At 71.7% G+C, this 26,973-nt stretch carries 23 protein-coding genes; 4 read left to right on the top strand and 19 right to left on the bottom strand.

All coding sequences use genetic code 11. From position 1 onward, the window contains the following. Nucleotides 1–45: 45 nt before the first annotated feature. From secF to pgsA, 17 genes are all read right to left on the bottom strand, one after another. Nucleotides 46–1,080 carry a protein translocase subunit SecF gene (gene secF / locus Psi01_RS24855; RefSeq protein WP_204066495.1) on the bottom strand — a complete coding sequence of 345 codons (1,035 nt, stop codon included), beginning with the start codon at nt 1,078–1,080 and terminating at the stop codon, nt 46–48. Continuing rightward, nucleotides 1,080–2,771 carry a protein translocase subunit SecD gene (gene secD, locus Psi01_RS24850; RefSeq protein ID WP_204066494.1) on the bottom strand — a complete coding sequence of 564 codons (1,692 nt, stop codon included), beginning with the start codon at nt 2,769–2,771 and terminating at the stop codon, nt 1,080–1,082. The genes secF and secD overlap by 1 nt, the downstream gene beginning before the upstream one ends. Before the next feature lie 83 nt (nt 2,772–2,854). Then, on the bottom strand, nt 2,855–3,190 hold the full coding sequence (gene yajC, locus Psi01_RS24845) for a preprotein translocase subunit YajC (RefSeq protein ID WP_239127994.1): 336 nt from the start codon (nt 3,188–3,190) through the stop codon (nt 2,855–2,857). A 251-nt stretch (nt 3,191–3,441) separates the two neighbouring features. Next, the gene (gene ruvB / locus Psi01_RS24840) at nt 3,442–4,500 is read right to left on the bottom strand and encodes a Holliday junction branch migration DNA helicase RuvB (protein ID WP_204066492.1); all 1,059 of its coding nucleotides are present in this window, start codon (nt 4,498–4,500) and stop codon (nt 3,442–3,444) included. Nucleotides 4,501–4,617: 117 nt separating this feature from the next. Then, on the bottom strand, nt 4,618–5,238 hold the full coding sequence (gene ruvA / locus Psi01_RS24835) for a Holliday junction branch migration protein RuvA (RefSeq protein WP_204066491.1): 621 nt from the start codon (nt 5,236–5,238) through the stop codon (nt 4,618–4,620). Then, nucleotides 5,235–5,825 carry a crossover junction endodeoxyribonuclease RuvC gene (gene ruvC / locus Psi01_RS24830; protein ID WP_239128004.1) on the bottom strand — a complete coding sequence of 197 codons (591 nt, stop codon included), beginning with the start codon at nt 5,823–5,825 and terminating at the stop codon, nt 5,235–5,237. Before ruvC ends, ruvA begins: the two co-directional genes overlap by 4 nt. A 112-nt stretch (nt 5,826–5,937) precedes the next feature. After that, nucleotides 5,938–7,215 (bottom strand): cation:proton antiporter, encoded by a 1,278-nt coding sequence (locus Psi01_RS24825; RefSeq protein ID WP_204066490.1) that lies wholly within the window; start codon nt 7,213–7,215, stop codon nt 5,938–5,940. Between the two features lie 266 nt (nt 7,216–7,481). Beyond that, nucleotides 7,482–8,234: a YebC/PmpR family DNA-binding transcriptional regulator gene (locus tag Psi01_RS24820; RefSeq protein ID WP_204066489.1), complete on the bottom strand. Its 753-nt coding sequence runs from the start codon at nt 8,232–8,234 to the stop codon at nt 7,482–7,484. A 3-nt stretch (nt 8,235–8,237) separates the two neighbouring features. Beyond that, nucleotides 8,238–8,825: a pyridoxal 5'-phosphate synthase glutaminase subunit PdxT gene (gene pdxT, locus Psi01_RS24815; RefSeq protein ID WP_275424595.1), complete on the bottom strand. Its 588-nt coding sequence runs from the start codon at nt 8,823–8,825 to the stop codon at nt 8,238–8,240. A gap of 182 nt (nt 8,826–9,007) precedes the next feature. Continuing rightward, entirely contained in the window at nt 9,008–10,678 is a 1,671-nt protein-coding gene (locus Psi01_RS24810; RefSeq protein ID WP_204066487.1) for an alkaline phosphatase D family protein, read from the bottom strand. A gap of 249 nt (nt 10,679–10,927) precedes the next feature. Next, nucleotides 10,928–12,577 (bottom strand): alkaline phosphatase D family protein, encoded by a 1,650-nt coding sequence (locus tag Psi01_RS24805; RefSeq protein ID WP_204066486.1) that lies wholly within the window; start codon nt 12,575–12,577, stop codon nt 10,928–10,930. Nucleotides 12,578–12,803: 226 nt separating this feature from the next. After that, nucleotides 12,804–13,718, bottom strand: a complete 915-nt coding sequence (gene pdxS, locus Psi01_RS24800; RefSeq protein WP_204066485.1) for a pyridoxal 5'-phosphate synthase lyase subunit PdxS — start codon at nt 13,716–13,718, stop codon at nt 12,804–12,806. A gap of 169 nt (nt 13,719–13,887) precedes the next feature. Further along, nucleotides 13,888–14,904 carry a DUF3048 domain-containing protein gene (locus Psi01_RS24795; RefSeq protein WP_275424594.1) on the bottom strand — a complete coding sequence of 339 codons (1,017 nt, stop codon included), beginning with the start codon at nt 14,902–14,904 and terminating at the stop codon, nt 13,888–13,890. Between the two features lie 117 nt (nt 14,905–15,021). Continuing rightward, nucleotides 15,022–15,561, bottom strand: coding sequence for a hypothetical protein (locus Psi01_RS24790; protein ID WP_204066484.1), 540 nt, complete (start codon nt 15,559–15,561; stop codon nt 15,022–15,024). A gap of 121 nt (nt 15,562–15,682) precedes the next feature. After that, nucleotides 15,683–16,810: a glycosyltransferase family 4 protein gene (locus tag Psi01_RS24785; RefSeq protein WP_204066483.1), complete on the bottom strand. Its 1,128-nt coding sequence runs from the start codon at nt 16,808–16,810 to the stop codon at nt 15,683–15,685. Continuing rightward, complete coding sequence (locus tag Psi01_RS24780; protein ID WP_204066482.1) at nt 16,807–17,736, bottom strand: phosphatidylinositol mannoside acyltransferase; 930 nt, start codon at nt 17,734–17,736, stop codon at nt 16,807–16,809. Before Psi01_RS24780 ends, Psi01_RS24785 begins: the two co-directional genes overlap by 4 nt. A gap of 79 nt (nt 17,737–17,815) precedes the next feature. After that, the gene (pgsA, locus tag Psi01_RS24775) at nt 17,816–18,433 is read right to left on the bottom strand and encodes a phosphatidylinositol phosphate synthase (protein ID WP_204066481.1); all 618 of its coding nucleotides are present in this window, start codon (nt 18,431–18,433) and stop codon (nt 17,816–17,818) included. Nucleotides 18,434–18,645: 212 nt separating this feature from the next. Here pgsA and Psi01_RS24770 point away from each other — a divergent pair, with 212 nt between their 5' ends. The 3 genes from Psi01_RS24770 (at nt 18,646) to Psi01_RS24760 (ending at nt 24,850) form a co-directional block, all read left to right on the top strand. Further along, nucleotides 18,646–20,775, top strand: coding sequence for an elongation factor G-like protein EF-G2 (locus Psi01_RS24770; RefSeq protein ID WP_204066480.1), 2,130 nt, complete (start codon nt 18,646–18,648; stop codon nt 20,773–20,775). 125 nt (nt 20,776–20,900) lie between these two features. After that, a complete protein-coding gene (locus Psi01_RS24765; RefSeq protein WP_204066479.1) occupies nt 20,901–22,496 on the top strand; it encodes a glycoside hydrolase family 10-like protein in 1,596 nt (531 codons plus the stop codon). Between the two features lie 128 nt (nt 22,497–22,624). Continuing rightward, nucleotides 22,625–24,850, top strand: coding sequence for a hypothetical protein (locus Psi01_RS24760; protein ID WP_204066478.1), 2,226 nt, complete (start codon nt 22,625–22,627; stop codon nt 24,848–24,850). Here Psi01_RS24760 and Psi01_RS24755 read toward each other — a convergent pair. Beyond that, complete coding sequence (locus tag Psi01_RS24755) at nt 24,793–25,344, bottom strand: HIT family protein (protein ID WP_239127993.1); 552 nt, start codon at nt 25,342–25,344, stop codon at nt 24,793–24,795. The two genes, Psi01_RS24760 and Psi01_RS24755, sit on opposite strands and share 58 nt — an antisense overlap. Nucleotides 25,345–25,483: 139 nt before the next feature. Here Psi01_RS24755 and Psi01_RS24750 point away from each other — a divergent pair, with 139 nt between their 5' ends. After that, entirely contained in the window at nt 25,484–26,032 is a 549-nt protein-coding gene (locus tag Psi01_RS24750) for an Asp23/Gls24 family envelope stress response protein (protein ID WP_204066476.1), read from the top strand. Between the two features lie 101 nt (nt 26,033–26,133). Here the strand turns inward: Psi01_RS24750 and Psi01_RS24745 are convergent, their stop codons facing one another. Next, nucleotides 26,134–26,940, bottom strand: coding sequence for an alpha/beta hydrolase (locus Psi01_RS24745; protein WP_239127992.1), 807 nt, complete (start codon nt 26,938–26,940; stop codon nt 26,134–26,136). Nucleotides 26,941–26,973 lie beyond the last annotated feature (33 nt).

Here is a 26,973-nt window from a genome sequence, read left to right as displayed (position 1 = left end):
CTCCGCTCCCCTGTGCGGGGAGCGGAGGCATCGTCCTCACCGGATCTACTTCTTCTTGCGCTTCTCGTCGGCCGCGGCGCCGGTGGAGGCGCCGGCCGTCACCGGCTGGCGTCCGCTCTTGGCGCCGGTCCCGCCGCCGGTGGCGGCGAGCCTGCGGGCGATCGCCTGGTAGCGCGGCTCGCGCTCCTTCATCGTCACCAGCAGCGGGGTCGCCACGCACAGCGAGGAGTAGGTACCGACGATCATGCCGACGAACAGTGCCAGCGACAGGTCCTTCAGCGTGCCCGCGCCGAACAGCGTGGTGCCGATGAACAGGATCGCCGCCACCGGCAGGATCGCCACCAGGGTGGTGTTCAGCGACCGGATCAGCGTGTGGTTCAGCGCGTCGTTGGCGGCCTGGGTGTAGGTGACCTTGGAGGTCGTGCCGAGCTTGGCGGTGACCTCCTTGATCATGTCGAACACCACGACCGCGTCGTACAGCGAGTATCCGAGGATCGTCAGGAAGCCCAGCAGGGTCGCCGGGGTGACCTCGAACTGGGACCAGGCGTAGACGCCCGCGGTGATCACCAGGTCGTGGACCAGCGCGACGATGGCGGCCAGCGCCATCTTCCACTCGAAGGCCATCGTCAGGTACAGGATGATCGCCAGCATGAAGACGATCAGGCCGATGACGGCCTTGTCGGCGACCTGACCGCCCCACGAGGCACCGATCACCTGGACGGTGACGTCGTTCTGCTGGAGGCCGAACTCCGCGGCCGCCGCCTTCTGGACCGAGGTCACCCGGTCGGCGGGCAGGCTGTCGGTGGTGACCCGCCAGCCGTTGTTGGTCTCCTGCACGATCGCCTGGTGCGCGCCGGCGTCCAGGATGGTGCTGCGGACCTGCTCGATGTTGGCCGCGGGGGCCTTGAAGGAGAAGACGGACCCGCCGGTGAACTCCACGCCCAGCTTCAGCCCGTTGATGACCAGACCGGCGATGGAGATCGCCAGCAGGAAGGCGGACAGGCCGTACCAGAGCTTCTTGCGCCCGACGAAGTCGACGTTGACCTCGCCCCGGTACAGGCGGCTAACGAGGCCGGCCATCATGCCTCCTGGGAAACGGTCTTGGGGCCGGCGACCGGCTGGACGCTCATGCGCTCGGCGTCCAGGCCGGAGAGCTTGTGCCCCTTGGCGAAGAACTTCAGGCGGGCCAGCAGCGCGACGAACGGCTTGGTGAACATGAACACCACGACGATGTCGATCAGGGTGGTCAGGCCCATCGCGAACGCGAACCCGGCCACACCGCCGACCGCCAGGAAGTACAAGACTACGGCGGCGATGAACATGACCGCGTCGGCGATCAGGATCGTACGGCGGGCGCGGACCCAGGCGACCTCGACGGCCGCGCGCAGCGAGCGGCGGCCCTCCTTCATCTCGTCGCGGATCCGCTCGAAGTAGACGATGAACGAGTCCGCGGTGATGCCGATCGAGACGATCAGACCGATGATGTGCGGCAGCGACAGGCGGAAGCCCGCGTAGTCGCCGAGAAGCACCACCGACTGGTAGGTCAGGACGGTGGCCACCCCGAGGCTCAGCACCGAGACGACGCCCAGGCCGCGGTAGTAGAGCATCGAGTAGACGACCACCAGGGCCAGGCCGATGGCGCCGGCGATGAGACCGCCGCGGAGCTGGTCGGCGCCCAGGGTCGAGGAGACCTCCTCGATCGAGCTCTTCTCGAACTTCAGCGGCAGCGCGCCGTACTTGAGCTGGTTGGCCAGCTCGGTGGCGGTGACCTGGGTGAAGCTGCCGGAGATCTGCGCCCGGCCGCCGGTGATGGGCTCCTGGATGACCGGGGCGGAGATGACCACGCCGTCCAGGACCATGGCGACCTGGTTGCGCGGGGCCTGGGAGTTGAAGGCCGTCGTGGTGACCTTGGACCACTGCTGCGGGCCCTCACCCTTGAAGGAGAGCTGGACGAGCCACTCGCCGGTGCTCTGCTCCTGGCCCACGGTGGCGCTGTCGATCGCGGTGCCGGTCACGGCCGCCTTGTCGAGGACGTACTTGGCGCTGCCGTCGTCGCTGCAGCCGACGAACTGCTTGTTCGGGTCGTCCTGGGCGCCCTGGCCGCGGTCCTTCTTGGAGCAGTCGAGAGCCTCGAACTCCTTGAGCACCGCGGGGTCGATGCCCGTGGGGTCGACGCCCGCCATCGGGTCCTCGGTCGGCAGGACGCTCGGCTGCGCCGACGGCGCGGCGCTGCCGCTGGGCCTGGCCGAGGAGGCGGGGCTCGGATCGGTCAGCGCCGAGGACAGACCGCGACCGGCCGGCGTGCCGCTCGGGCTCGGCTGAACGGTCGCCGAGGGCTTCGGCGTGCTCTGCCGGCCCTCGCCGGTGGCCGTGGGCGAGGCGGCGGGCGTCGGCGCCTGGGTCGGCATCTCGCCCGGAGGCGCGGGCGCGCCCGCCGCGATCGCCATCACCTGGCGGAAGCGCAGCTCCGCGGTCGTGCCGACCAGCTTGACGACTTCCTCCTGTCCCACTCCCGGAACGGAGATGACGATGTTGTCACCGGCTTTGGCGACCTCGGCGTCGGAGATGCCCGTGCCGTTAACCCGGTCCCGGATGATGTTCACGGCCAGGTTGATGCTCTCCTCGGAAGGAGCGCTCCCGTTCGGCGTGATGGGCTGCAGCGTCACGGTCGTGCCGCCGGCGAGGTCGAGGCCATACTCCGGGGTGTACGCCTTGTTCAGGAGCATCACCCCGCCCATGGCGAGAATGAGCGCCACGAGCAGCAGGAGCACGCGCCCCGGTCTGCTCTGGCCGCTGGTCGGTCGGGCCACTGGTCGTCAGTTCTTTCGGCTATAGAGGATTGTCGGCGAGGTGGTCAGGACTTCTTGCTGGCGGAGTCCTGGTCCTCGCCCTGCTGCTCGGCGGTCTCCGTCACGTCCTCGACGGCCTCGGGGGTGGTGTCCTCGGCGTCGTCGACCGGGGTCAGCACCCGTCCGATCGCGGCCTTGACCCAGCGGGTCTCGACACCGGGGGCGATCTCCAGGATCACGTCGTCGGCGTCGATCGCCACCACGGTCGCGAAGAGACCCGTCGTGGTCATGACGCGCGTCCCCGGAACGAGGGAGTTCTGCATCTGGATCTGCTCCTGCTGCCGCTTGCGCTGCGGGCGGATGAGCAGGAAGTAGAAGACCACGACCATTAGAGCGATCATGATAAGGCTTGAGTAGTTGCCGCCCATGGGGCCGCTCCTTCACTTAAGAAACCGGCCTGGCGCCGGACGTCGAATACGGCCACGCCGCTCAGCACGTCAGCCTACACAGCCAGCCAAGCCACGGAGTTTAGGCGAGCTGTTCGGAGCGCGGCAACGAAGTCACGATCTGGCACGCGGGGAAGTTCCCGTTTTGAGATGGTTGTCACCGATCCGTGATGGAGTCAATACGATCGCGGCGGGAAAGGGGGAGGTCAGGAGTTCTCGTCCTGATCGGTGAGATCGGCCACGACCGAGGCGCCGAAGGCGTCGGGCGGCGGGGTCAGCCCCATGTGGATCCACGCGGCGGCCGTGGCGACCCTGCCCCGCGGGGTGCGGGCCAGTAAACCCTGGCGGACGAGGAACGGCTCGGCGACCACCTCCACCGTCTCCGGCTCCTCCCCCACCGCGACGGCGAGCGTGGACAGGCCCACCGGGCCGCCGCCGAACCTGCGCAGCAGTACCCCCAGCACCGCCCGGTCGAGCCGGTCCAGGCCCTGGGCGTCGACCTCGTAGAGGTTCAGAGCGGCCGCGGCCACGTCCTTGGTGATGACCCCCTCGGCCCGGACCTCGGCGAAGTCGCGCACCCGGCGCAGCAGCCGGTTGGCGATGCGCGGTGTGCCGCGGGAGCGCCCGGCGATCTCGCGGGCCGCGTCGCCGGGCAGCTCCAGCCCGAGCAGCCGCGAGGATCGTTGCAGCACCTGCTCCAGTTCCTCGGCCTCGTAGAAGTCCATGTGGGCGACGAAGCCGAACCGGTCGCGCAGCGGCGCGGGCAGCAGCCCGGCGCGGGTGGTGGCGCCGACCAGGGTGAACGGGGCGATCTCCAGCGGGATCGCGGTCGCGCCCGGTCCCTTGCCCACCACGATGTCGACGCGGAAGTCCTCCATCGCCAGATAGAGCATCTCCTCCGCCGGACGGGCCATCCGGTGGATCTCGTCGATGAACAGGACCTCGCCCTCCGAGAGGGTCGACAGGATCGCCGCGAGGTCGCCGGCCCGCTCCAGGGCGGGACCGGAGGTGATGCGGAGCGGCACCCCCAGCTCCGTCGCGATGATCATGGAGAGGGTCGTCTTGCCGAGCCCCGGGGAACCGCTCATCAGGACATGGTCCGGCGGACGGTTGCGGCGCAGCGCGCTGTGCAGCACCAGCGAGAGCTGCTCGCGCACCCGCGCCTGGCCGATGAACTCCTCCAGCCGCTTGGGTCGCAGCGCCGCCTCGATCAGCCGCTCGTCGCCCTCGGCCTCGGCCGACACCAGATCGCGTTCCGAACCCACTTCAGCCCGCCTCCACCCGGACGGGCGCGTTCTTCCCGCGGCGCCCGCAGCCTGCTCCTCGAAGCCCCCGGCCCACGCGGTCCGCCCGCTTCCCCCGGCCCACCCGGTTCATCCGGCTCACCGCAGGCTCAGCGTCCGCAGCGCCGCCTTCAGCAGCACCGCCACCTGCGGGGTGCGCCCCTCGGCCAGCTCGGCGTCGGCCTGCGGGCTCACCGCGGCGACGGCCTCGTCGGCGTCCTTGGCGGAGTAGCCCAGGCCGACCAGGCCGGAATGGACCTGCTCGCGCCAGGGGGAGACGACCGCGCGGCCGTTGAGCGCGGCGTTGACCGCCTCCTCGGGGGCGCCCAGCTTGTCCTTGAGGTCCACGATGATCCGCTGTGCGCCCTTGGGGCCCACGCCGGGGACCCGGGTCAGCGCCTTGACGTCGGCGCTCGCCACGGCGACCCGGAGCGTGTTCGGCGTGTGCACGGCGAGCATGGCCAGCGCCACCTTGGGCCCGACCCCGCTGGCGCCCTGCACCAGCTCGAAGACCCGGCGCTCGTCGCTGTCGGCGAAGCCGTACAGGGTGAGGGAGTCCTCGCGGACCACCAGGGAGGTGGCCAGCCGGGCCTCCTCCCCCACGCGCAGCGTCGCGAGCGTGGCCGGTGTGCAGTGCACCAGCACGCCGATCCCCCCGACCTCGACGACCGCCCCGTCGGGCGCGATCGCGGTCACCTGTCCCCGCACGGAGGCGATCACTGCTTTCTTCCTCTCGAATATCCGGCGCGGTCGCGGAAGTAGGCCGCCGCGGTCGTGCCCGTCGCACCCGGGCCCGCGGCCGCGCGGGCCGCCGCCTCGGCCAGCCGGTTCTGCACGCCGCCCCGCCACACGTGGCAGATGGCCAGCGCGAGGGCGTCGGCGGCGTCGGCGGGCTTGGGCATGGCGTCCAGCCGGAGCAGCTTGGTCACCATGGTGCCGACCTGCTGCTTGTCCGCCGTGCCGCTGCCGGTGATCGCGGCCTTGACCTCCGACGGGGTGTGCAGCGCCACGGGCAGCCCCCGCCGCGAGGCGCACAGGATGGCCACGGCCGAGGCCTGCGCGGTCCCCATGACGGTCCGGAGGTTGTGCTGGGCGAAGACGCGCTCCACGGCCACGGCGTCGGGCCTGACCTCGTCGAGCCACTGCTCGATCCCGGCCTCGACGGCCACCAGCCTGGCCCCGATCTCGTCGTCGGGAGAGGTGCGCACGACCCCCACCTTGACCAGGTTCAGCGGCGCCCCGGGCCGTCCCTCGACCGCCCCGAGCCCGCACCGGGTCAGCCCCGGGTCGACCCCCATCACCCGCAGCTCGGCCACCCGCACTGACCTGCCTCCCACCCGCCGAACACCTGTTCGGTGCCCGACTCTACCGCCTGCGGACGGCACGCGCATGGAGCACGGCGGGAGTTCCGCCCCGGCCTCACAGGTGCTGGGCGGCGGGCTCGCCGCTGGTGCCCTCGGCCGCGCGGGCGCGCATCCGGTCCAGCCTCGCCATCACCGGCGTGGCCGTGACGCCGTGCAGGACCACCGAGACCAGCACCGTGAAGCCCACCACCGCCCATATCTCCCGGGCGGGCACGCCGAAGTCCGCGTGGCCCAGGGCGTAGGCCAGGTAGTACAGCGAGCCGATCCCCCGGATCCCGAAGAAGGCGATCACTCCCCGTTCGCGGGGGCCCGCCCGGCCGCCGAGCTGGCCCAGCCAGCCGGTCAGCGGCCGGATCACCAGGAGCAGCAGCAGCCCGGTCGCCGCCCCCTGCCAGGTGAGCCAGGCCAGTCCGCCGCCGGCCACGAACCCGCCCAGCAGCAGGATCAGCCAGGCGGTGAGCAACCGCTCGATCTGCTCGATGAAGCCGTGCAGCACACCGTTGTAGCCGTGGGTGCGCTCGGCGGCCCTGATGGTGCACGCCGTGACGAACACCGCGATGAACCCGTACCCCTGCACCAGCTCGGTGAGGCCGTAGGCCAGGAAGGTCGCGGCCAGCGCGACGAAGCCCTCGCGGTGCTCGGCCAGCCGCAGGTCGGGGCGCTGCGCGCGGAAGAACATCCGGCCCAGCGCCTTGCCGGCCAGCAGGCCGACGAGCACGCCCATGCCGCACCGGTAGAGCAGGTCGACCAGCGCCCACTCCCCGGCCCACGCCGAGCCCCCGGCCAGGGCCACCGCGATCGCGGCGTAGACGAGCGGGAAGGCCAGCCCGTCGTTGAGCCCGGCCTCCGAGGTGAGGGCGAAGCGCACCTCGTCGTCGGCCTTCTCGGAGTCGACCGGCTCACCGACCTGGACGTCCGAGGCGAGCACCGGGTCGGTCGGGGCGAGCACGGCCCCCAGCAGCAGGGCCGCGGCCACCGGCCAGCCCAGCAGGCCCTGGGCCGCGACGGTGACGGCGCCGACGGTCAGGAGCATCGTCACGCCCAGCAGACGCCAGGTCGAGGACCACCTGCGCCAGCCGAAGGGCCGGTTGATCGCCAGCCCCGCGCCCATCAGCGAGATGATCACGCAGATCTCGGTGATGTGCTCGACCGCCGTCCGCTGGGTCACCGGATCCAGCGGGGGCAGGCCGATCGGCAGGATGTAGAGGAGAAGCCCGCCCAGCAGGCACGCCAGCGGCAGCGAGAAGGGCCGCCGCTTGAGCACCCGCGGCAGGATGGCCGCCAGCAGGGCGCCCACGCCCGCCACCGCGAAGATCAGATCCGAGTTCCCCATGATCCCGCGCACATACCCTCGGACCCGTCCGGCATACCCGGTCGTCGAGGATGTTTCGTGACTCCGGTCCGCATGCCGTACACGCGGGAGGGCCGCCCGGCACCCCGTACCCGGCGGAACGTGCCGGAGGAGGCCGGGCCGGAGGAGGTGTGCAGCATGCCGGTACGGGGTCCGGAGCGTTCAGCTGCAGGGTCCCGCGCACGCCGACCGCCCGGATCCCGGAAGGGGCGTCCCTTCTCGGGCCGGGCAGCGGGTGTCACCCCGGATCAGGCGTCGAGCTTCTCCAGGACCTCGTCGGAGACGTCGGCGTTCGACCAGACGTTCTGGACGTCGTCGCTGTCCTCCAGCGCGTCGATGAGCCGGAACACCTTGCGGGCGCCCTCCTCGTCGAGCTGGATGTTCATGGTCGGCATGAAGCTGGACTCGGCCGAGTCGTAGTCGATCCCGGCGTCCTGCAGGGCCTTGCGGACCGGGACGAGGTCACCGGCCTCGGAGACGACCTCGTAGGCCTCGCCGAGGTCGTTGACCTCCTCGGCGCCGGCGTCGAGGACGGCCGTCAGCACGTCGTCCTCGCTCAGCTCGCCCTTGGGCACGATCACGACGCCCTTGCGGTTGAACATGTAGGAGACCGAGCCGGGGTCGGCCAGGGAGCCGCCGTTGCGGGTCAGCGCGACGCGGACCTCGGAGGCCGCCCGGTTGCGGTTGTCGGTGAGGCACTCGATCAGCACCGCGACGCCGCCGGGGGCGTAGCCCTCGTACATGATGGTCTGCCAGTCGGCGCCGCCGGCCTCGAGACCGCCGCCGCGCTTGCGGGCGCGCTCGATGTTGTCGATCGGGACCGAGCTCTTGCGCGCCTTGGTGATGGCGTCGTACAGCGTCGGGTTGCCGTCCGGGTCGGGACCTCCGGTCCGGGCCGCGACCTCGATGTTCTTGATGAGCTTGGCGAACAGCTTGCCGCGCTTGGAGTCGAGCGCGGCCTTCTTGTGCTTGGTCGTCGCCCATTTGGAGTGGCCCGACATCGGCTAAAGCTCCCTAACCATCTCAACGAAGTATGAATGCACGCCCGCGTCCGGAGTGAGTTCCGGGTGGAACGACGTGGCGAGCAGCGGTCCCTGGCGGACCGCGACGATCCTATCCCCAGGTTCGGCCAGCGCCAGCACCTCGACCTCCGGCCCGACGGATTCGACCCAGGGAGCGCGGATGAACACCGCGCGCAGCGCGCCGCGGCCGGCGAAGTCGATGTCGGCCTCGAAGGAGTCGACCTGACGCCCGAAGGCGTTGCGGCGGACCGTCATGTCGATGCCGCCGACGGTCCGCTGTCCCTCGATGCCGCCCTCGATCCGGTCGGCGAGCATGATCATGCCCGCGCAGGACCCGTAGGCGGGCATGCCGTTCTTGATCCGCATCCGCAGGGGCTCGAGCAGGTCGAAGGTCTCGGCGAGCTTCCACATCGTGGTGGACTCCCCGCCGGGGATGACCATCCCGTCGACGGCATCGAGCTCGGCGGGCCGCCGTACGGGCACCGCCTTCGCGCCCGCCTCCTCCAGCGAGCGCACATGCTCGCGTACGTCCCCCTGGAGGGCGAACACACCGATCGTGGGCACGGTCATCCTTTCGTCCGGCTCGTCAGATTCGCCTTAGAGGGTAGTCCCTGCTGTTCAACGTGCCGGACATTCGTCTTCATCCCCGCGAACCGGAACCACCCCCGCGAACCGGAACGGGGCGGCAGCCGTACGGCCACCGCCCCGCCTTCACGCCCGTCCGCCCGTCAGGGACGGCCGGTCTCCGCCCGTCAGGGACGCCTGGTCTCCAGGTCCACCGTCTCCTGGATCTGGTCCTGCGGCGGCAGCGTCCTGGCCTGGGGGTCGAGCGGGCGCAGGTACGTCTGCTGCACGCCCGGCACCCGGTCCTCGATCACGAACGTCGCCCTGGTGTGCGCCGCCGCACCCGGCCGGGTGACCTGGGGCAGCACCTTGAAGTCCGCGGTGAGCAGCTCGCGCCCGATCTTGGTGATCACGTAGCCGCGCTGGTTGTTGTAGAACCTCAGGTGCGGGTTGATGGTCAGGAACGGGTGGGTCGCCGGGTCGGAGTCCCGGCCGTCGCCGCCGGTGCTGATCGAGGAGGTGACCAGCTCCGAGCCGACCGTGCGGGTCGTCGGGTCGTCGTAGTCGAGCTTGAGGTCGCTGGCCCAGTGGGCGTGCACGTCGCCGGTGAGCACCACCGGATTGCGCACTCCCGCGTCCACCCAGCCCTGCGTGATGCGCTGCCGCGAGGCGACGTAGCCGTCCCAGGCGTCCTGGCTGGTGATCTTGGCGGGTCCGGCGTTGTTGTCGCGCTGGGCGAAGAAGACCTGCTGGCCGATGATGTCCCACTGCGCCCGCGAGCGGTGGAAGCCCTCGATCAGCCAGCGCTCCTGCTCCTGCCCGGTGATCGAGCGGGCCGGGTCGACCGCCTCCGGGCAGTCGTCGTAGCCGTCGCCGCAGCCCTGGTCGCTGCGGTACTGCCGGGTGTCGAGCATGTGGAAGGTGGCCAGCCGTCCCCACCGGATCCGCCGGTAGAGCTGCATGTCGATCCCTCTGGGCACGGACGCGCGGCGCAGCGGCATGTTCTCGTAGTACGCGCGGAAGGCGGCCTCGCGGCGGGCCGGGAAGTCCGGCTGCGGGATCTCGGGCTTCTCCGGCACCTCGTCGGCCCAGTTGTTGTCCAGCTCGTGGTCGTCCCAGACGACCAGCCAGGGCGCCGCGGCGTGGGCCGCCTGCAGGTCGGGGTCGGTCTTGTACTGGGCGTGCCGCTGCCGGTAGTCGGCGAGGGTCTCGGTCTCCGGGCCCTCGTGGTGACGGATGTTGCCGCCCGGGATCGTGTAGGTGTCACGCTGGTACTCGTACTGGTAGTCGCCCAGGTGGATCACCAGATCCGGGTGCTCCTCGGCCAGGCGCCGGTAGGCGGTGAAGTGGCCGTGCTCGTACTGCGCGCACGAGGCGAAGGCCATCGTCAGGCCGGAGCCGTACGCCAGCGGGTGCGGGGCGGTCCTGGCCCGGCCCATGGGCGAGACGTGCGGGCCGACCCGGAAGCGGTACCAGTAGTCCCGGTCGGAGAAGAGTCCGTCGACCTCGACGTGCACGCTGTGCCCCCACTCCGGCGCCGCCGTGGCCACGCCGTGCCGCAGGACCTTGCGGCCCGCCTCGTCGGCGTAGACCTGCCAGTGGACCCGGAACGGCCGCGCGGGCACGCCCCCCATGCCGTCCTCGGCCAGCGGCTGCGGCGCCAGCCGGGTCCAGATCACGAAGCCGTCGGCGTCGGGGTCGCCCGAGGCCACCCCGAGCGTGAAGGGGTCGGACTTCAGCTCCCGGGAGGGCCGGGAGCCGCCCGCCCGCCCGGAGGCGGCGCGCGCGGCGGGGACACCGGCCACGGCGCCCGCCGCGATGCCGGTGACGAGGAACGAACGGCGGCTGAGCTGGGACAAGGGGGCCTCCCGGGATGATCAGGCGCGGGCACCCGTAGCCTGGCGGAGGATCATGACAGGGGAATGAACTCCGATCGACGTGGAAAAGTCAGCATCTGTCGTGGACACGGGGCCGGACCCGGCGGATACGGGGCCGAACCTGACCGACGGAGGGACCGACCCCGGCGGATGCGGAGCCGAACCCGGCGGCTGGATGGGGCCGGCCCTCGCGGACGCGGGCCCGGCCCGCTCCCCCGCCGCGGGACCGGATCAGGCCTGCTCCTCCGCGGCGGCCTGCGCGGCCCGGTCGTCGGGCGGGCGCAGGTAGGCCTGCCGGACCCCGGGGATCCCGTCCTCTACGAGGAACCTCGCCCTGGTGTACGCCCGGGCGCCCGGCCGCGTCACCCGCGCCAGCACCTTGAAGTCCGCGCTGAGCAGGCCGCGCCCGATCTTGGTGATCACGTAGCCGCGCTGGTTGTTGTAGAACCTCAGGTGCGGGTTCGCGGCCAGGAACGGGTGGGTCGCCGGGTCGGAGTCGCCGCCGTCCCCGCCGGTGCTGATCGAGGAGGTCACCAGCTCCGCGCCCACCGCCGGTGCCGCCGGATCGTCGTAGTCGAGCTTGAGATCCCCGGCCCAGTGGGCGTGCACGTCGCCGGTGAGCACCACCGGATTGCGTACCCCGGCGTCCAGCCAGCCCTGGGTGATCCGCCGCCGGGAGGTGACGTAGCCGTCCCAGGCGTCCTGGCTGGTGATCTTCGCCGAACCGGTGTCGCTGTCGCGCTGGGCGAAGAAGACCTGCTGGCCGATGATGTCCCACTGCGCCCGCGAGTGGCGCAGGCCCCGCAGCAGCCAGCGCTCCTGCTCCCCGCCGATGATCGAGCGGGCCGGGTCCGCGGCCTGCGGGCAGTTGCGGTAACCGTCCCCGCAGGCCTGGTCGCTGCGGTACTGCCGGGTGTCGAGCATGTGGAAGGTGGCCAGCCGCCCCCACCTGACCCGCCGGTAGAGCTGCATGTCGGCACCGCGCGGGACGGAGCGGCGGCGCAGCGGCATGTTCTCGTAGTAGGCCCGGAAGGCCGCCCTGCGGCGCCTGCGGAAGCGGGCCTGGGGGCCGCCCTGCCGCTCCGGCACCGCGCCCGCCCAGTTGTTGTCCAGGTCGTGGTCGTCCCAGACGACCAGCCAGGGCGCCGCCGCGTGCGCGGCCTGCAGGTCGGGGTCGGTCTTGTAGAGGGCGTGCCGCTGCCGGTAGTCGGCGAGGGTCTCGGTCTCCGGGCCCTCGTGCAGGCGGACGCTCCCTCCGGGTATGACATAGCCGCCGGCGCGGTGCTCGTACTGGTAGTCGCCCAGGTGCAGGATCAGGTCGGGCCGTTCCTCGGCCAGACGCCGGTAGGCGGTGAAGTAGCCGTGCTCGTACTGCGCGCACGAGGCGAAGGCCATCGTCAGGCCGGAGCCGTACGACGTCCGGTGCGGGGCGGTCCTGGCCCGGCCCATCGGGGACACGTGACGGCCCGCCTTGAAGCGGTACCAGTAGTCCCGGTCGGCCCGCAGCCCGTCGACCTCGACGTGCACGCTGTGCCCCCAGGCGGGCGCCGCCGTCGTCTCGCCGCGCCGTACGACCCGGCGGCCCCTCTCGTCGGCGTAGATCTGCCAGCGCACGGAGAACGGCCGCGCGGGCATGCCTCCCCTGCCGTCCTCGGCCAGCGGCCGGGGCGCCAGCCGGGTCCAGATCACGAACCCGCCGGGGCCCGGGTCGCCCGAGGCCACCCCGAGCGTGAAGGGGTCGGTGCGCAGGCGCGAGGCCGGGACAGCGGCCGCGACGGGGAAGCCCGTGACCGCACTCGCGACCGCGCCTGTGGCCGTGGCGGTCCCGGCCAGACCGGCGATCCCGGTGACGAGGAAGGAACGCCGGGTGAGCAGGGGCATGGGGTTCGTCCTCCCGGAGCGATCGGGGCGCGGGCGCCGGTGGCTTCGGGAGGTGACGACAGTTGAGCGGAATTTCCGGACACGTCAAAGGCGGCGCCCCCGAGGGGACGCCGCCTTTGACGGAATCTTTCTGCGGACCTGATCTTTCTGCGGACCTGATCTTTCTGCGGATCCGGTCCTCCCGCGGGCCCGATCTCCCTGCGGCCCTGCGGGGTACGGCCTCCGGCTACCAGCCGCGCTCGGCCAGGCGGTGCGGGACCGGGATCTCGTCGACGTTGATGCCGACCATGGCCTCGCCCAGGCCGCGGGAGACCTTGGCGATGACGTCGGGGTCGTCGTGGAAGGTGGTGGCCTTGACGATGGCGGCGGCGCGCTGGGCCGGGTTGCCGGACTTGAAGATGCCCGAGCCGACGAACACGCCCTCGGCGCCGAGCTGCATCATCATGGCGGCGTCGGCCGGGGTGGCGATGCCGCCCGCGGTGAACAGCACGACGGGCAGCTTGCCGGTCTTGGCGACCTCGGCCACCAGTTCGTACGGCGCCTGCAGCTCCTTGGCCGCGACGTACAGCTCGTCCTCGGGCAGGGAGGACAGGCGGCGGAGCTCGGCGCGGATGGTGCGCATGTGGGTGACGGCGTTGGAGACGTCGCCGGTGCCGGCCTCGCCCTTGGAGCGGATCATGGCCGCGCCCTCGGTGATGCGGCGCAGCGCCTCGCCCAGGTTGGTCGCGCCGCAGACGAAGGGCACGGTGAACTGCCACTTGTCGATGTGATTGGCGTAGTCGGCCGGGGTGAGGACCTCGGACTCGTCGATGTAGTCGACGCCGAGCGACTGCAGCACCTGCGCCTCGACGAAGTGGCCGATGCGGGCCTTGGCCATGACCGGGATGGAGACGGAGTTGATGATGCTCTCGATCATGTCCGGGTCGCTCATCCGGGAGACGCCGCCCTGCGCGCGGATGTCGGCGGGCACGCGCTCCAGCGCCATGACGGCGACGGCGCCGGCGTCCTCGGCGATCTTTGCCTGCTCCGCGGTGACGACGTCCATGATGACGCCGCCCTTGAGCATCTCGGCCATACCGCGCTTGACCCGGGCGGTTCCGGTGACGGTGGTCTCGGTGACTTCGGGCGTGCTGCTGGACACGGTCTCTACCTCACGACGGCTGGTTGCTGCGGATCGGGGCCGACCAGGAGAACGGCGGCCACCACGTCTTCATCGTAGGCGGTCGTCCGCCTATTCCCTTACATGCCACCTTGTCGCGCTCGCCCGCCCATGTTGGACATCATGTACGGCTCGGCGGCGGGCGCGGAACTCAGGGAATCACGGGCTTGGGCGCGGCCAGCACGACCCAGACCTGCCCGGGGGCGAAGTTCATCGGCTCGCCGCTCTCGGTCGTGAAGACGGTGCCGTCCTTCTCCGTGGGCCGCGACCACCTGGCCTTGAACACCTGGCCGTCGCGGAGCACGACCGCCCGCCCCTTGCCGACGGTGTGCACCAGCGGCGTGTAGCTCTGGTTCTTGTCGTGGAACTCCGAGCGCACGGTCCTGGCGTACTGCACGACGATCGTCGGGGCGGCGAGCTGGCCGCCCTCGGCGGCCATGTCCTTCTTGCCGTCCTGCCAGATCAGCCACTTTCCGGCCTTCTCCGACCAGCCGAAGGTGAAGCGGGCGGCCGGGTACTTGACGTTGAAGAACTTCCTGGGCGTCCCGCCCTCGGCGGGGGCCTCCCCGAAGGTGAAGCCGATGTCCTTGGCCCTGCTCGCCTTGGGCGCCCCGGCCAGCAGCTGCTTGGTGTTGGCGAACAGGTTGTAGGGCGCGTAGCGGCCGGGCTGGCGGAAGTAGGCCCCGGGGGCGCGGCTGTCGGAGACGTCGAACAGCGAGGCGGCCGCGATGTGCGGGAGCATCTTGGTCTGCGCGCCGGAGTAGGCGAAGGCGGGCTTGCCGAACTGCGGGACGACGCGCAGGTCCGTGATGCGGGCGCTGCGGACCGGGCCGATCTTGGCGGGGATCTTCGAGGAGAAGACGGCGATCAACCGGGTCAGACCGGCCTCGACCTGCGTGACGTAGACGATGTCCGCGCTCTTGAGCCCGAGCTGGGGCTTGCCCGCGGCGGTGTTCTCGATCTTCACCGCGAGCACGGGACGGCGGGCCGAGCCGGGCAGTCCGGTGAAGGGGTGGGTCGGCTGCTCGGCGGTGGGGGTGGCGGCCGGGGCGGTGGCCGCCTGCGGGGCCTTGCCCGGGGCGGGGGGATCCTCGGACGAGCAGGCCGCGGCCGGGGCCAGAACCGCCGCTCCGGCCAGCGTAACGGTGATCATCCTGGGGACCCGCACGGCTCATCTCCTCATATCAAGCCTGAAATCCCCAAGAGCTTACCTTCGCCCGAGTTGTCACATACGCGGCTTCGGCCAGGTCGCCGAACCCGTGCGGGCGGGTCCGGCGCGCAGGGCCTACTCGGCCGCCATCGCCGACGGGGGGTCGTCGTCGATCTCGAAGAAGTCCGGGTAGGCGGTGTGCCCGGCCAGCCGCAGGGTCCGGGCCAGCCATCGCCGCTGGGCGGAGCGGGTGACGCCGACGGCGTTGTTGTAGAAGCGGCGGGCGTAGACGACCTTGGCCACCGCCGCGTCGAGCTCCTCCAGCAGTTCGGGACCCGCCGCGGTCTCGGCCAGCTTCTCGCGGAAGCGCTCCTGGTCGAGCACCGCGCGCAGGGTGCGCGACAGGTCGCTCTCGGCGTGCTCGCGTTCCTCGGGGCCCGCCGTACGGGCCTCGTGGGCGGCGGCGGCCAGCACCAGGCTGGTGGCGGGGTCCAGGATGCGGGAGGCAGCCAGTTCCAGGCAGACGGCGGCCCGCCGTACCAGCGCCGCGTCCAGGGACTCGCGGGCCAGCTCCAGCCGGATGTGCAGCCGGTCCAGCCGGCCCGCCCGCCAGGAGACGTAGACGGCGGTGAGCACCACGATCGCACCCACCACCAGGATCAACGTGGTACTCACGCGGCCTCCTCCGTCGGCCGCGTTCGCGGTACTGCTGTGTCTACGGCTCGCTCGCTCCGCTCACTCACGGCCTCCTCCGTCGGCCGCGTTCGCGGTACTGCTGTGTCTACGGCTCGCTCGATCACGGTCTGTCGTCCTCCTCGACCACGCCCGTGCTCGCCACCGTCTCGTAGACGCGTACGACGTCGCGCGCGACCGTGGACCAGTCGTACTTCCACACCGCGGTGCGGGCCTCGTCCGACAGCTTGGCCCGGCGGGCGGGGTCGTCCAGCAGCGCCGCGGCCTCGCGGGCGAGCGAGGCGGCGTCGCCCGTCTCGAACAGCGCGCCGGCCTGGCCGTCGTCCAGGACCCTGCGGAAGGCCGGGATGTCGCTGGCCAGGATCGCCGCCCCGGCGGACATCGCCTCGGTGAGCACGATGCCGAAGCTCTCCCCGCCCAGGTTCGGCGCGCAGAAGACGTCCACCGAGTGGTAGGCGCGGACCTTGTCCTCCTCGCTGACCATGCCGAGCAGGCCGACCCGGTCGCGGAAGCGCGCGGGGACCTTCTCCATCACCTCGTCGGCGTCGCCCGGACCGGCGATCAGCAGGCGCAGCTGCGGCCGCTCCGGCGCCAGCAGCGCGAAGGCCTCCAGCAGCACGGGCAGGCCCTTGCGCGGCTCGTCCATCCGGCCCAGGAAGCCGATCACCTCGCCGTCGTCCCAGCCGGGCAGCGGCTCGGCCTCGGCGTAGCGGCTGACCGTCACCCCGTTGGGGATGAGCACGGCGTCGCCGCCCATGTGCTCGACGAGGGTCTTGCGCGCGGCGTCCGACACGGCGATCCTGCCGGTGATCTTCTCGACCGCGCTCTGCAGGACCGGCGCCGAGACCGACAGCGCCCGCGAGCGCGGGTAGGAGGCGTGGAAGGTGGCCACGATCGGCCCCTTGGCCGCCCAGCAGGCCAGGACGCCCAGGCTGGGCACGAACGGCTCGTGCACGTGGAGCACGTCGAAGCGGCCCTCGCGGATCCACCGGCGCACCCGGTTGGCCGACAGGAACCCGAACGCCAGGCGCGCCACCGACCCGTTGTAGGGGACGGGCACGGCCCGGCCGGCCGGGGTCACGTAGGAGGGCAGCGGCGCGTCGTCGGCGGCCGGCGCGATCACCTCGACCTGGTGGCCGTCCTCGATGAGCGCCTCGGCGAGGTCACGGATGTGCGCCTGGACACCGCCCGGCACATCCCATGTGTACGGGCAGACGATGCCGACCCTCATCGCTCGCTCGCCGGCCTGGGCTCCAGGTCCTCCAGCCACAGGCGCTGGAGCATGTGCCAGTCCTCCGGGTGCTCGGAGATGCCCTTCTCGAAGGCCATGGCCAGGCTCTGCAGGACGATGGCCGCCTTCTCCTGGCGGGTGCCCTCGGCGGGCACCTCGATCTCCTCGGCGATGTCCAGGCCCCAGTCGCGGCCGTGGAAGTACGGCAGCGCGGGCAGCAGGGCGGCTCCGGTGTGCACGGCCAGCAGCGCCGGGCCCGCCGGCATGCGGGTGGCGGCGCCGAAGAACTGCACCTCCACCCCCTTGGCGGTCAGGTCGCGCTCGGCGGGCAGGGCCACCGCCCGGCCGGCGCGCAGCCGCTGGGCCAGCGTGCCGAAGTTGTGGCCGTCGCCCCCGGTCAGCGGGAGCACCTCCATGCCGAGCCCTTCGCGGAAGGCGGTGTAGCGGCGGAACAGCGACTCGGGCTTGAGCCGTTCGGCCACGGTCGTGAACGGCATCCCCGAGGCGCCGATGAGCCAGGCGCCGGCCTGGTCCCAGTTGCCCATGTGCGGCAGGGCCAGCACCACGCCGCGCCCCTTGTCGAGGTTGTCGAAGATCCGCTCCGCACCGGTGACGTGCATGCGGGCGACGACCTCCTCCCGCGGGATGGACGGCAGGCGGAAGACCTCGTGGAAGTAGCGGAAGTAGGAGCGCATGCCCCGGCGGCTCAGCTCCCGGATCGCCGGATCCTCGGGCGAGGTCCCCTTGACCCGGGCGAGGTTGGCCTCCAGCCGGAGCACCGACCTGCCGCGCCGCTTCCACAGCCGGTCGGCCGCGGCGTCGAAGGCCCGGGAGGCCAGGCGTTCGGGGATATGGGGGACGATCGCCCAGCCCGCGCCGAACCCGGCCGCGACAAGACGATCCTGCAGGGACGGCTTCTCGGTCATGCGCCCTCCTTCGTCGGTCGCCTGACCAAGGTGCTGTGTCTATTGATGATCTCGACAAGCTCGATCATGGCTCTCCCGGTCAGCGGAGGGGTCGGGGCGGGGCGGAGGCCGCCTGGCGGCGGACGTGCAGGAGCCGCTGGACGACTGTGACCGCGCTGGCGACGGCCAGCAGCCACAGCCCCACGGGCAGGATGTACGGCACGCCGAGGCCGGACAGGCCGATCGAGACCAGGCCCACCACCAGGCGCTCGGGCCGCTCGGCGAGGCCGACGTCGCACGTCAGGCCCAGGCCCTCGGCCCTGGCCTTGACGTAGGACACCAGCGCCCCGGCCACGAGGCAGAACAGCGCCACCCCGGCCAGCACCATCTCGTCGCTCACGACGAACCAGAGCAGGATCCCCGAGAAGATCGCGGCGTCGCCCACCCGGTCGAGGGTCGAGTCGAGGAAGGCCCCCCAGACGCTGCCGGGCCCCGTCATCCGGGCCATGACGCCGTCGAGGAGGTCGGCCAGCACGAAGAACGTGATCACCATCGTGCCCGCGAACAGCTGGCCTCGGGGATAGAAGAACAGTGCCGCGGCGACCGTGCCCAGCGTGCCCACCGCGGTGATCGCGTCAGGGCCGATGCCCCGCTTTACGAGCGCCCTGCCCAGGGGGGTCAGGACTCGGGTGACGGCGGGGCGCAGAAGTTTCAGCATCGCGCTACTGATCGTAGGCCAACCTGCCACCGGACGCGCGTCCGGCGTGATCCGGCGCCGATACGGCCAGCCCCCTTGTGATATTCGCCACATGGGTATTTGGTGAACACACCGCGTCCTAGCGGTGTCCGGACGCGGCAGCGGACCCGAGGGCGTGGCCGCGTGCGACCGCGCCCTCGCGACGACCCCCATGCAACGACACGGGAGGCGAGATGGCGGAAAGAACGACAGGCGCTGCGGGAGCCGCCGGCAGGGCACCTATGGCCGACCGGCCTGACATGGTGCGCAACGTGGTGCTGGTCGGCCACTCGGGAGCGGGCAAGACGACCCTGGTCGAGTCACTCCTGGCGGCGACGAAGACGATCCAGCGGACCGGCAGGATCGAGGACGGGACCACCGTCAGCGACTTCGACGAGGTCGAGATGCGCCAGCAGCGCTCGGTGAACCTCACTGTGGCCCCGGTCGTCCACAACGACATAAAGATCAACTTCCTGGACACGCCCGGATACGCCGACTTCGTCGGCGACCTGCGCGCGGGCCTGCGGGCGGCCGACGCGGCGCTGTTCGTCGTCTCGGCGGCCGAGGGCATCGACGGCCTGACCAAGATGCTGTGGGAGGAGTGCGCGGCGGTCGGCATGCCCCGCGCGGTCGTGATCACCAAGATCGACCACCAGCGGGCCGACTTCGAGGAGGTCCTCACCGTCTGCCAGGACGCCTTCGGAGACAGCGTGGCGCCGCTCTATCTGCCGGTGGTGACCAACGGCAAGGTGAACGGCCTGATCGGTCTGCTGTCGCAGAAGTTCTACAACTACGCCACCGGCACCCGGACCGAGAACGCGCCCGGCCCCGACTACCAGGGCCAGATCGAGGAGCACCGCGACGCCCTGATCGAGGGGATCATCCAGGAGAGCGAGGACGAGTCCCTCATGGACCGCTACCTCTCCGGCGAGCAGATCGACACCAAGGTCCTCATCGACGACCTGGAGAAGGCCGTCGCGCGCGGCGGCTTCTACCCGGTGCTGGCCGCCGGGACGGGCGTGGGCGCGGCTGAGATCCTGGAGCTCGTCACACAGGGCTTCCCCTCGCCCATGGAGCACCCCATGCCGGAGATCACCACGATCGACGGCAAGCCGGTGTCCGGCATCGTCTGCGACCCCGACGGCCCGCTCGTCGCCGAGGTCGTCAAGACCACCAGCGACCCCTACGTGGGCCGCATCAGCCTGGTCCGGGTCTTCTCCGGGACGTTGCGGCCGGACATGACCGTGCACGTCTCCGGGCACGGCCTGGCCGACCGCGGGCACGAGGACCACGACGTCGACGAACGCATCGGCGCCCTGTCGTCCCCGCTGGGCAAGGTCCAGCGGCCCGCGGGCAAGTGCGTGGCCGGCGACATCGTCGCGGTGGCCAAACTCTCCCGCGCCGAGACCGGCGACACCCTCTCCGACAAGGAGAACCCCCTGCTGATGACCGCCTGGACGATGCCGGAGCCGCTGCTGCCGGTGGCGATCCAGGCCAGGTCCAAGGCCGACGACGACAAGCTCGGCCAGGCGCTGAACCGTCTGACCGCCGAGGACCCGACCCTGCGGCTGGAGAACAACGCCGAGACCAAGCAGCTGGTGCTCTGGTGCATGGGCGAGGCCCACGTCGACGTGCTGCTGGACCGGCTGAGCAAACGCCACGGCGTCGAGGTCGAGAAAGTCGACCTGCGGGTGCCGCTACGCGAGACCTTCGGCGGCAAATGCCAGGTGATGGGCCGCAACGTCAAGCAGACCGGCGGCCACGGCCAGTACGCCATCTGCCACCTGGAAGTCGAACCCCTGCCCTCAGGCGGGGGTTTCGAGTTCGTGGACAAGATCGTCGGAGGGGTGGTGCCGCGCCAGTTCATCCCGTCGGTGGAGAAGGGCGTGCGCACCCAGATGACACGCGGCGTGGTCGCCGGATATCCGATGGTGGACATCCGCGTGACGCTCTACGACGGCAAGGCCCACTCGGTCGACTCCTCCGACATGGCCTTCCAGATCGCCGGGGCGCTCGCGCTCAAGGAGGCCGCCGCCAAGGTGCCGACGCTGCTGCTGGAACCGGTCGACGAGGTGGCGGTGCTGGTCGCCGACGACTACGTCGGCTCGGTGATGTCCGACCTGTCCTCGCGCCGGGGCCGCGTGCTGGGCACCGAACCGGTCGGCGTCGGGCGCACCCTGGTCCGGGCCGAGGTGCCCGAGCTGGAGATCACCCGGTACGCGATCGACCTGAGGTCCATGTCGCACGGCACCGGGACCTTCCAGCGCACCTTCCTGCGCTATGAACCGCTGCCCTCTCATCTGGTCGACAAGGTGACCGGCTGACTCCCGGCGGGAGGCGCGGGCCCGTGCCCCACGTCTCCCGCCAGTCACATGTGTCACAACGACATCACAGAACCATTTCGTTCTTTCGGCCAAAGCATCACGAAGCCGATGCCACACTGAGGACCATGCGCACCGGACGACCTCTGCTCGCAGCCGCCGCCCTCGCCGCCTTCACCGCCGCAGCCGCCTACACCTTCGGGCCGGGCTCCGGGGCAGCCAAGCCGTCGCAGGGAGAGGCCGGCGAGGCCATGGCCACGACCGAGGCGGTGGCCGCCGCGGCCTCGTGCCCGATCGACCCGAGGTTCCCCAAGCGGCAGCTGCGCGGCGTCTGGATCGCGACCGTCAACAACATCGACTGGCCCTCCCGCAAGGGCCTGACGCCCGAGCGGCAGCAGGCCGAGTACGTCAAGCTCCTCGACGCCGCGGCCAAGCGCCGCTTCAACGCGGTGTTCGTCCAGGTGCGCCCGGCCTCCGACACCTTCTACCGCTCCTCCCTGGAGCCGTGGTCGAAGTTCCTGACCGGTACGGCGGGCAAGGACCCCGGCTGGGACCCGATGCCCTTCCTGATCTCCGAGGCCCACAAGCGCGGCCTGGAGTTCCACGCCTGGTTCAACCCCTACCGCGCGGCCTACGACACGAACCTCAACGAGCTGCCCGCCTCCCACCCCGCCAAGGTCCACCCCGACTGGGTCGTCAAGCACGAGGGACGCCTGTACTACAACCCGGGCCTGCCCGCGGTCCGCGACCACGTCACCGAGGTCATCAAGGACGTGGTCAAGCGCTACGACGTCGACGGCGTGCACTTCGACGACTACTTCTACCCCTATCCCGGCGGCGGCAAGAAGTTCGCCGACGGCGCCGCCTTCGCCCGGTACGGCGGGGGGGCGAAGCTGGCCGACTGGCGCCGGGCCAACGTCAACAAGCTCGTCGCCCAGGTCGACAAGGCCGTGCACGCGACCAGGAAGCGGGTGAAGTTCGGCATCAGCCCGTTCGGCATCTGGCGCAACACCTCCAACGACCCGGCCGGGTCGGCCACCAGCGGCATGTCCGCCTACGACTCGATCTACGCCGACGCCCGCCACTGGATCCGCGAGGGCACGGTCGACTACGTCATGCCGCAGCTGTACTGGCCGCGCGGGTTCCGCGTCGCCGACTACAACGTGCTGGCGCCGTGGTGGGCCAAGCAGGTCAGGGGCACCGACGTGCACCTGTACATCGGCCAGGCCCTCTACCGGGTCGGGGCCAAGGACACTCCCGCCTGGACCAAGCCCGGTGAGCTGCCCGCCCACCTCACCCTGAACCGCAAGTACCCCGAGATCCGCGGCGACGTCTACTTCAGCGCCAAGCAGCTGCTGTCCAACCCCCTGCGGGTGATGGACAAGATCGTCGCGAGCCAGTACTCCCGTCCGGCGATGCCGCCGCTGATGAAGGGCCTGGAGGGCAACGCCCCCGACCGGCCGGACAACGTCCGGGTCCAGGGCGCCAACCTGCTGTGGAAGTCCTCGCGGGGCGCGCGCTACTACGCGGTGTACCGGGTCGTCTCGGGCAAGGCGGACTCGTGCGCCGTCGCCGACGCCCGCAACCTGCTCGCGATCGTGCGCGACAACGGCGGGACCCGCCAGTCCTTCGCCCTGCCGGCGGGCGTCCGCGGGACCTACCTGGTCTCCGCCCTGGACGGCCTGCACAACGAGAGCCCCGCGACCAAGGCCGCGCTCCCCTAGACCTCCGTTGACGCCCGTGCCGCCCGCCTGAGGCCCGTCTGGCCCGTTCACTGGACGGGAGCCCGGTCTTCCCCTACGGTGCCAGAGCATTCGACGGCAGCATGCGGCCGAAGGTCGGGAGGTCACCGGTGAGGCGAACGCTGTTCGCGATCGTGCTGTTGCTGGGCGTGCTGTGGCCCGGGGCGGCGCAGGCCACCGTCCCCGCTCCGGCCGTGACACGCGCTCCGGCCGCCGAGGGCGGGCGGGTGGTCCTGATCGGCGTCCCCGGTCTGCAGTGGAGCGACCTGAGCCCCGAGGGCACCCCCAACCTGTGGCAGCTGGCCGGGCAGAGCGCCGTCGGCTCGCTGTCGGTGCGCACCGTCGGCCGGGTGACCTGCCCCTACGACGCGTGGCTGACGGTGTCGGCGGGCGTCAGGTCCGCCGTCGGGTACGGCTGCGGCCTGCCCCCGGTGCCGGAGCCGGATGACGGCGGGGCGTTCATCCCCGCCTACGACTATCTGCTCCAGACGGCCGGGCAGCGCAACGCCGGCGCGCTCGGCGAGGCCGTGCACGCCGCCGGCGGCTGCACGCTCGCGATCGGCCCGGGCGCCGCACTGGCCCTGGCCGACCGCGGCGGGAAGGTGGACCACTACGCCCCCTCCCCCGCGCAGATCCGCGCGGAGGCCCTCACCCGCTGCGGGGTGATCGCGGTCGACGTGGACGACCTCATCCGGCCCTACCTGACCGGGGACCGGCTCCCCCAGGTGGAGGAGGCCCTGACCGCCCAGGAGCGGGCGACGGCGCTGCGGCGGGCCGACGTCAAGGCCGGGGCGGTGCTCAGCGTGCTGCCCGAGGACGCCACCGTGCTGCTGGCGGGGCTGTCCGACCACGGTTCCCAGCCGCACCTGCGGGTGGCCATGATGCGACCTGCCGGGCAGGCGGCGCAGGCGCAGGAGCGCTTCCTCGGCGCCGCCTCCACCCACCGCGAGGACGTCACGATCCTGCCGGACATCACGGCCACGATCCTCTCCCTGGCCGCCCTGCCCGCGCCTCAGGGACTGGTCGGGTCGCCCTGGCAGGTGAGCGAGAGCCGTACCGGCGGGACCGAGCAGGCGCGGGCCGAGCTGAACTCGGCCGACGTCGCGGGCCGGACGATCAGGGAGATCGGCGGGGCGTTCTTCACCACCGTCGCCGTCCTCCAGGTGCTCTTCTATCTCGGCGCCTTCCTGCTGCTGCGCCGCGGGCGCGGGCTGGGCCTGGTGCGCGCGGCCGCCGTCTTCCTCGCCTCGCTGCCCGTGTCGACCTACCTGGTCAACCTCACCGACTGGCGTCACGCGGGCACGCCCCTGCTCTCCCTGGCCGCCGGGATCGTCGGCATCGCCCTCCTGCTGGCCGTGGTGGCGCTGGCCGTACCGGCGCTGTGGGCGCGCCTGCGGCGGGACGGCTCCGCGCCGTCCTCCGAGCGGCCTGCGCCCCGGGGCGGCAGCCCGCTCGGCCCGCTGGCGATCGTGACGGGGGTGACCGCGGCGGTGCTCGCCGGTGACCTGCTGGCCGGCACGCCCCTGCAGCTCGACAGCGTGATGGGATACACGGCGGTGGTCGGGGCGCGCTACTACGGCCTGGGCAACATCCCCTTCGCCCTGTTCGCCACCTCGGTGCTGCTGCTGGCCTCGGTGATCGCGCATCGGCTGTCGCGCCGGGGCGGGCGCAAGGCCGTGGCCGTGGCCGTCGTGGCGGTGCTCGGCTGCTCGGCGATGATCCTCGGCGGCTGGCCGGGGGTGGGCAGCGACTTCGGCGGCGTGATCGCGTTCGTGCCGGGCATCGCGGTGACCGCGATGCTCCTGGCGGGCAGCCGCGTGTCGATCGTCAAGCTGGGCGCGCTCGTGGCGGCGGGCGGCGTCACCGTGATGGTGATCGCCTACCTCGACTATCTGCGCCCGCCCGCCTCCCAGACCCACCTGGGCCGGTTCGTCGGCCAGGTGTTCAGCGGGGAGGCGATGGACGTGATCGGCCGCAAGTTCGGCGCGATGGTGGGCACGCTGCTCAACCCCAACCTCATGCCGATCGTGATCGTCGCGATCGCGTTCCTCGTCTACGCCCTGCTGCGGCCCGGGGCGGCCAGCGCGGGAGTGCTGCCGGCCGCCTTCGAGTACTCCCCCGCGCTGCGGGCCGGGCTGATCGGCACCCTGGTCAGCGGCGTCGTCGGCATGCTGGTCAACGACTCGGGCGCGGCCGTGCTGTCCATGGCCCTGGCGCTGGCCGTGCCGCTGACGCTGTCGGCGGGCGTCGGGGTCCTGCGCGGCCGCCGTACGGGACCCTACGCGTCGGCGGGCCAGCAGCCGGCGAGCAGCGACCTGGTGTCGCGCAACAGCTGAGGCAGCACCCGGGTCCGGCCGACCACCGGCATGAAGTTGGTGTCGCCGCCCCACCGGGGCACCACGTGCTGGTGCAGGTGGGCGGCGATGCCCGCGCCCGCCACGACGCCGAGGTTCATGCCCACGTTGAAGCCGTGCGCGCCGCTGGCCTTGCGCAGCGCGGTCAGCCCGCGCTGGGTGAAGCCGGCCAGCTCGGCGGTCTCGTCGCCGTCCAGGTCGGTGTAGTCCGGGACGTGCCGGTAGGGGCAGATCAGCAGGTGACCGGAGTTGTAGGGGTAGAGGTTGAGGACGGCGTAGACCCACCGGCCACGGGCGACGATCAGCCCGTCCTCGTCGCTCAGCTTCGGGATGTCGCAGAACGGGCAGCCGTCCTCCGGCCCTGAGCCGGTCGGCTTGTTCTCTCCCTTGATGTACGCCATCCGGTGGGGGGTCCAGAGCCTCTCGAACGCGTCCGGCACTCCGGTCCCGTCCTGCGGCTGCGGCTCGTCGCTCATGGCGGCCAGCATATTGCGAGGCAGATCCGCGACCTCTGGCGGCTCCTGGTCGGGATGTTTTGTCCAGCAGTAGCGGACATTTACGGCATACTTCCGGCAGGATTCAGCGAGTGCCACAGACACAGCCGAGGAGCACGTCATGACCGACCTCTCCGTCGAGGACGCGGCCGAGGAGACCACCGAGGAGACCGAGGCCCGGGAGCTCTCCATCGTCAGCGAGACGACCGCAGCCCCCCGCCCGTTCTCCCTGAGCATGTCCGTCGCCTCGACCCCGGAGCCGACGTCCTCGGCCGTGGTGAAGGGCCGGATCAAGGTTGCCGACGAGGTGGTCGAGAAGGTCGCCGCCCTGGCCACGCTGGAGGTCGCCGGGGTCGCCGACCTGGGCGAGGATCCCGCGGAGGCGATCGGCGCGCTCCGCGAGCGCACCGGCGCCCGGCGCGGCCCCCAGGGGGTCAGCGCCCACGTCCAGGACCGCACCGTCGCCGTGGACGTGACGATCGTGGCCGAGTACGGCCACGCGGTCATGGACGTGGCCAACGAGGTCAAGACCAACGTGGCCCGCACCGTCAGCCGGATGCTGGGCATGCGCGTGGTCGAGGTCAACGTCACCGTCGACGACGTCCGCCTGCCGGGTGAGACCCGTCAGGAGGGCCCGGCGGGGACCGAGGAGGGCGCTCTTCCCGAGTGATCGCCTCCGGGGCGGTGCTGCCGGGCGGTCGTCTCCGCGGGGGCGCTCCTGAGCGGGTCCTTCCAGGTGTTCCTGAGCGGGCCCTCTGGGCGGAGCCGCCCTCAGCGGGCGCCGGCGATGCGGTCGGCGAGGTCCGTCACGGCGCCCACCGTCTCGGGACCGTTCAGGAACGCCATGTCGTTGTGCCCCGCGCCGGGGATCTCGACCACCGTGACCGGGCCCGGGGCCGCCGTGGCGACCGCCCTGCTCTGCACGGCCGGCACGATCGTGTCGGCCGTGCCGTATATCACCACCAGCGGCACCCGGATGCCCGCGACCCGCTCGGCGACCGGGAAGCGGTCGCGCAGCAGCGCCCGCACCGGCAGGAACGGGTAGTTGGCCTGTCCCGCCGCCGCCAGGTCGGTGAAGGGCGAGCGGAGCACCAGCCCGTCCGGCGGATGGTCGGCGGCCAGGCGGGTCGCCACCGCCGCGCCGAGGCTCTCGCCGAAATAGATCACCGGCACGTCGCCGAGGAAGCGCCGGGCCGCCTCCGCGTCCAGGCGCAGCCCCTCCTCGGTCGGGCTGCCGGGATTGCCGCCGTATCCCCGGTAGTCCATCAGCAGCACCGACAGCCCGTGCGCGGCCAGCGCGCGGGCCAGCGGCGCCCGGTTCCACCGGTTGCCGGCGTTCCCGCCGGTGACGAGCACGGTCACCTCGTGCTCGCCGGGCACGAACCAGGCGTCGAGCCGCAGCCCGTCGTCGGTGGTGAACGACACCTCTCGCGCCCCGGGAAGGACCTGCGCGGCGGGCGGCACCGGCCCGCGGTCGGGCAGATAGATCAGGCGCCGCTGGAAGGCCCACACCAGCCCGAGCAGCACCGCCGCCACCGCCAGGACCACGAGGACGGCGCGCACTGCCGGTGAGTTCATGGCGCCAGTCCACCACAGCCCACCGGACAACGC

It is taken from the genome of Paraplanobispora siamensis (genome assembly GCF_016863175.1).
Classification (GTDB): Bacteria; Actinomycetota; Actinomycetes; order Streptosporangiales; family Streptosporangiaceae; genus Planobispora; species Planobispora siamensis.
Note: the sequence above shows the minus strand (reverse complement) of the source record. Positions and strands in the feature narration are given on the sequence as shown.

What these genes read in the sequence shown, in the direction of transcription:
- secF (WP_204066495.1), bottom strand. Translation starts at nt 1,080, where the DNA reads ATGGCCGGCCTCGTTAGCCGCCTGTACCGGGGCGAGGTCAACGTCGAC.
- yajC (WP_239127994.1), bottom strand. Translation starts at nt 3,190, where the DNA reads ATGATCGCTCTAATGGTCGTGGTCTTCTACTTCCTGCTCATCCGCCCG.
- Psi01_RS24825 (WP_204066490.1), bottom strand. Translation starts at nt 7,215, where the DNA reads ATGGGGAACTCGGATCTGATCTTCGCGGTGGCGGGCGTGGGCGCCCTG.
- Psi01_RS24820 (WP_204066489.1), bottom strand. Translation starts at nt 8,234, where the DNA reads ATGTCGGGCCACTCCAAATGGGCGACGACCAAGCACAAGAAGGCCGCG.
- pdxT (WP_275424595.1), bottom strand. Translation starts at nt 8,825, where the DNA reads ATGACCGTGCCCACGATCGGTGTGTTCGCCCTCCAGGGGGACGTACGC.
- Psi01_RS24805 (WP_204066486.1), bottom strand. Translation starts at nt 12,577, where the DNA reads ATGCCCCTGCTCACCCGGCGTTCCTTCCTCGTCACCGGGATCGCCGGT.
- Psi01_RS24785 (WP_204066483.1), bottom strand. Translation starts at nt 16,810, where the DNA reads ATGAGGGTCGGCATCGTCTGCCCGTACACATGGGATGTGCCGGGCGGT.
- Psi01_RS24780 (WP_204066482.1), bottom strand. Translation starts at nt 17,736, where the DNA reads ATGACCGAGAAGCCGTCCCTGCAGGATCGTCTTGTCGCGGCCGGGTTC.
- pgsA (WP_204066481.1), bottom strand. Translation starts at nt 18,433, where the DNA reads ATGCTGAAACTTCTGCGCCCCGCCGTCACCCGAGTCCTGACCCCCCTG.
- Psi01_RS24770 (WP_204066480.1), top strand. Translation starts at nt 18,646, where the DNA reads ATGGCGGAAAGAACGACAGGCGCTGCGGGAGCCGCCGGCAGGGCACCT.
- Psi01_RS24765 (WP_204066479.1), top strand. Translation starts at nt 20,901, where the DNA reads ATGCGCACCGGACGACCTCTGCTCGCAGCCGCCGCCCTCGCCGCCTTC.
- Psi01_RS24755 (WP_239127993.1), bottom strand. Translation starts at nt 25,344, where the DNA reads ATGAGCGACGAGCCGCAGCCGCAGGACGGGACCGGAGTGCCGGACGCG.
- Psi01_RS24750 (WP_204066476.1), top strand. Translation starts at nt 25,484, where the DNA reads ATGACCGACCTCTCCGTCGAGGACGCGGCCGAGGAGACCACCGAGGAG.
- Psi01_RS24745 (WP_239127992.1), bottom strand. Translation starts at nt 26,940, where the DNA reads ATGAACTCACCGGCAGTGCGCGCCGTCCTCGTGGTCCTGGCGGTGGCG.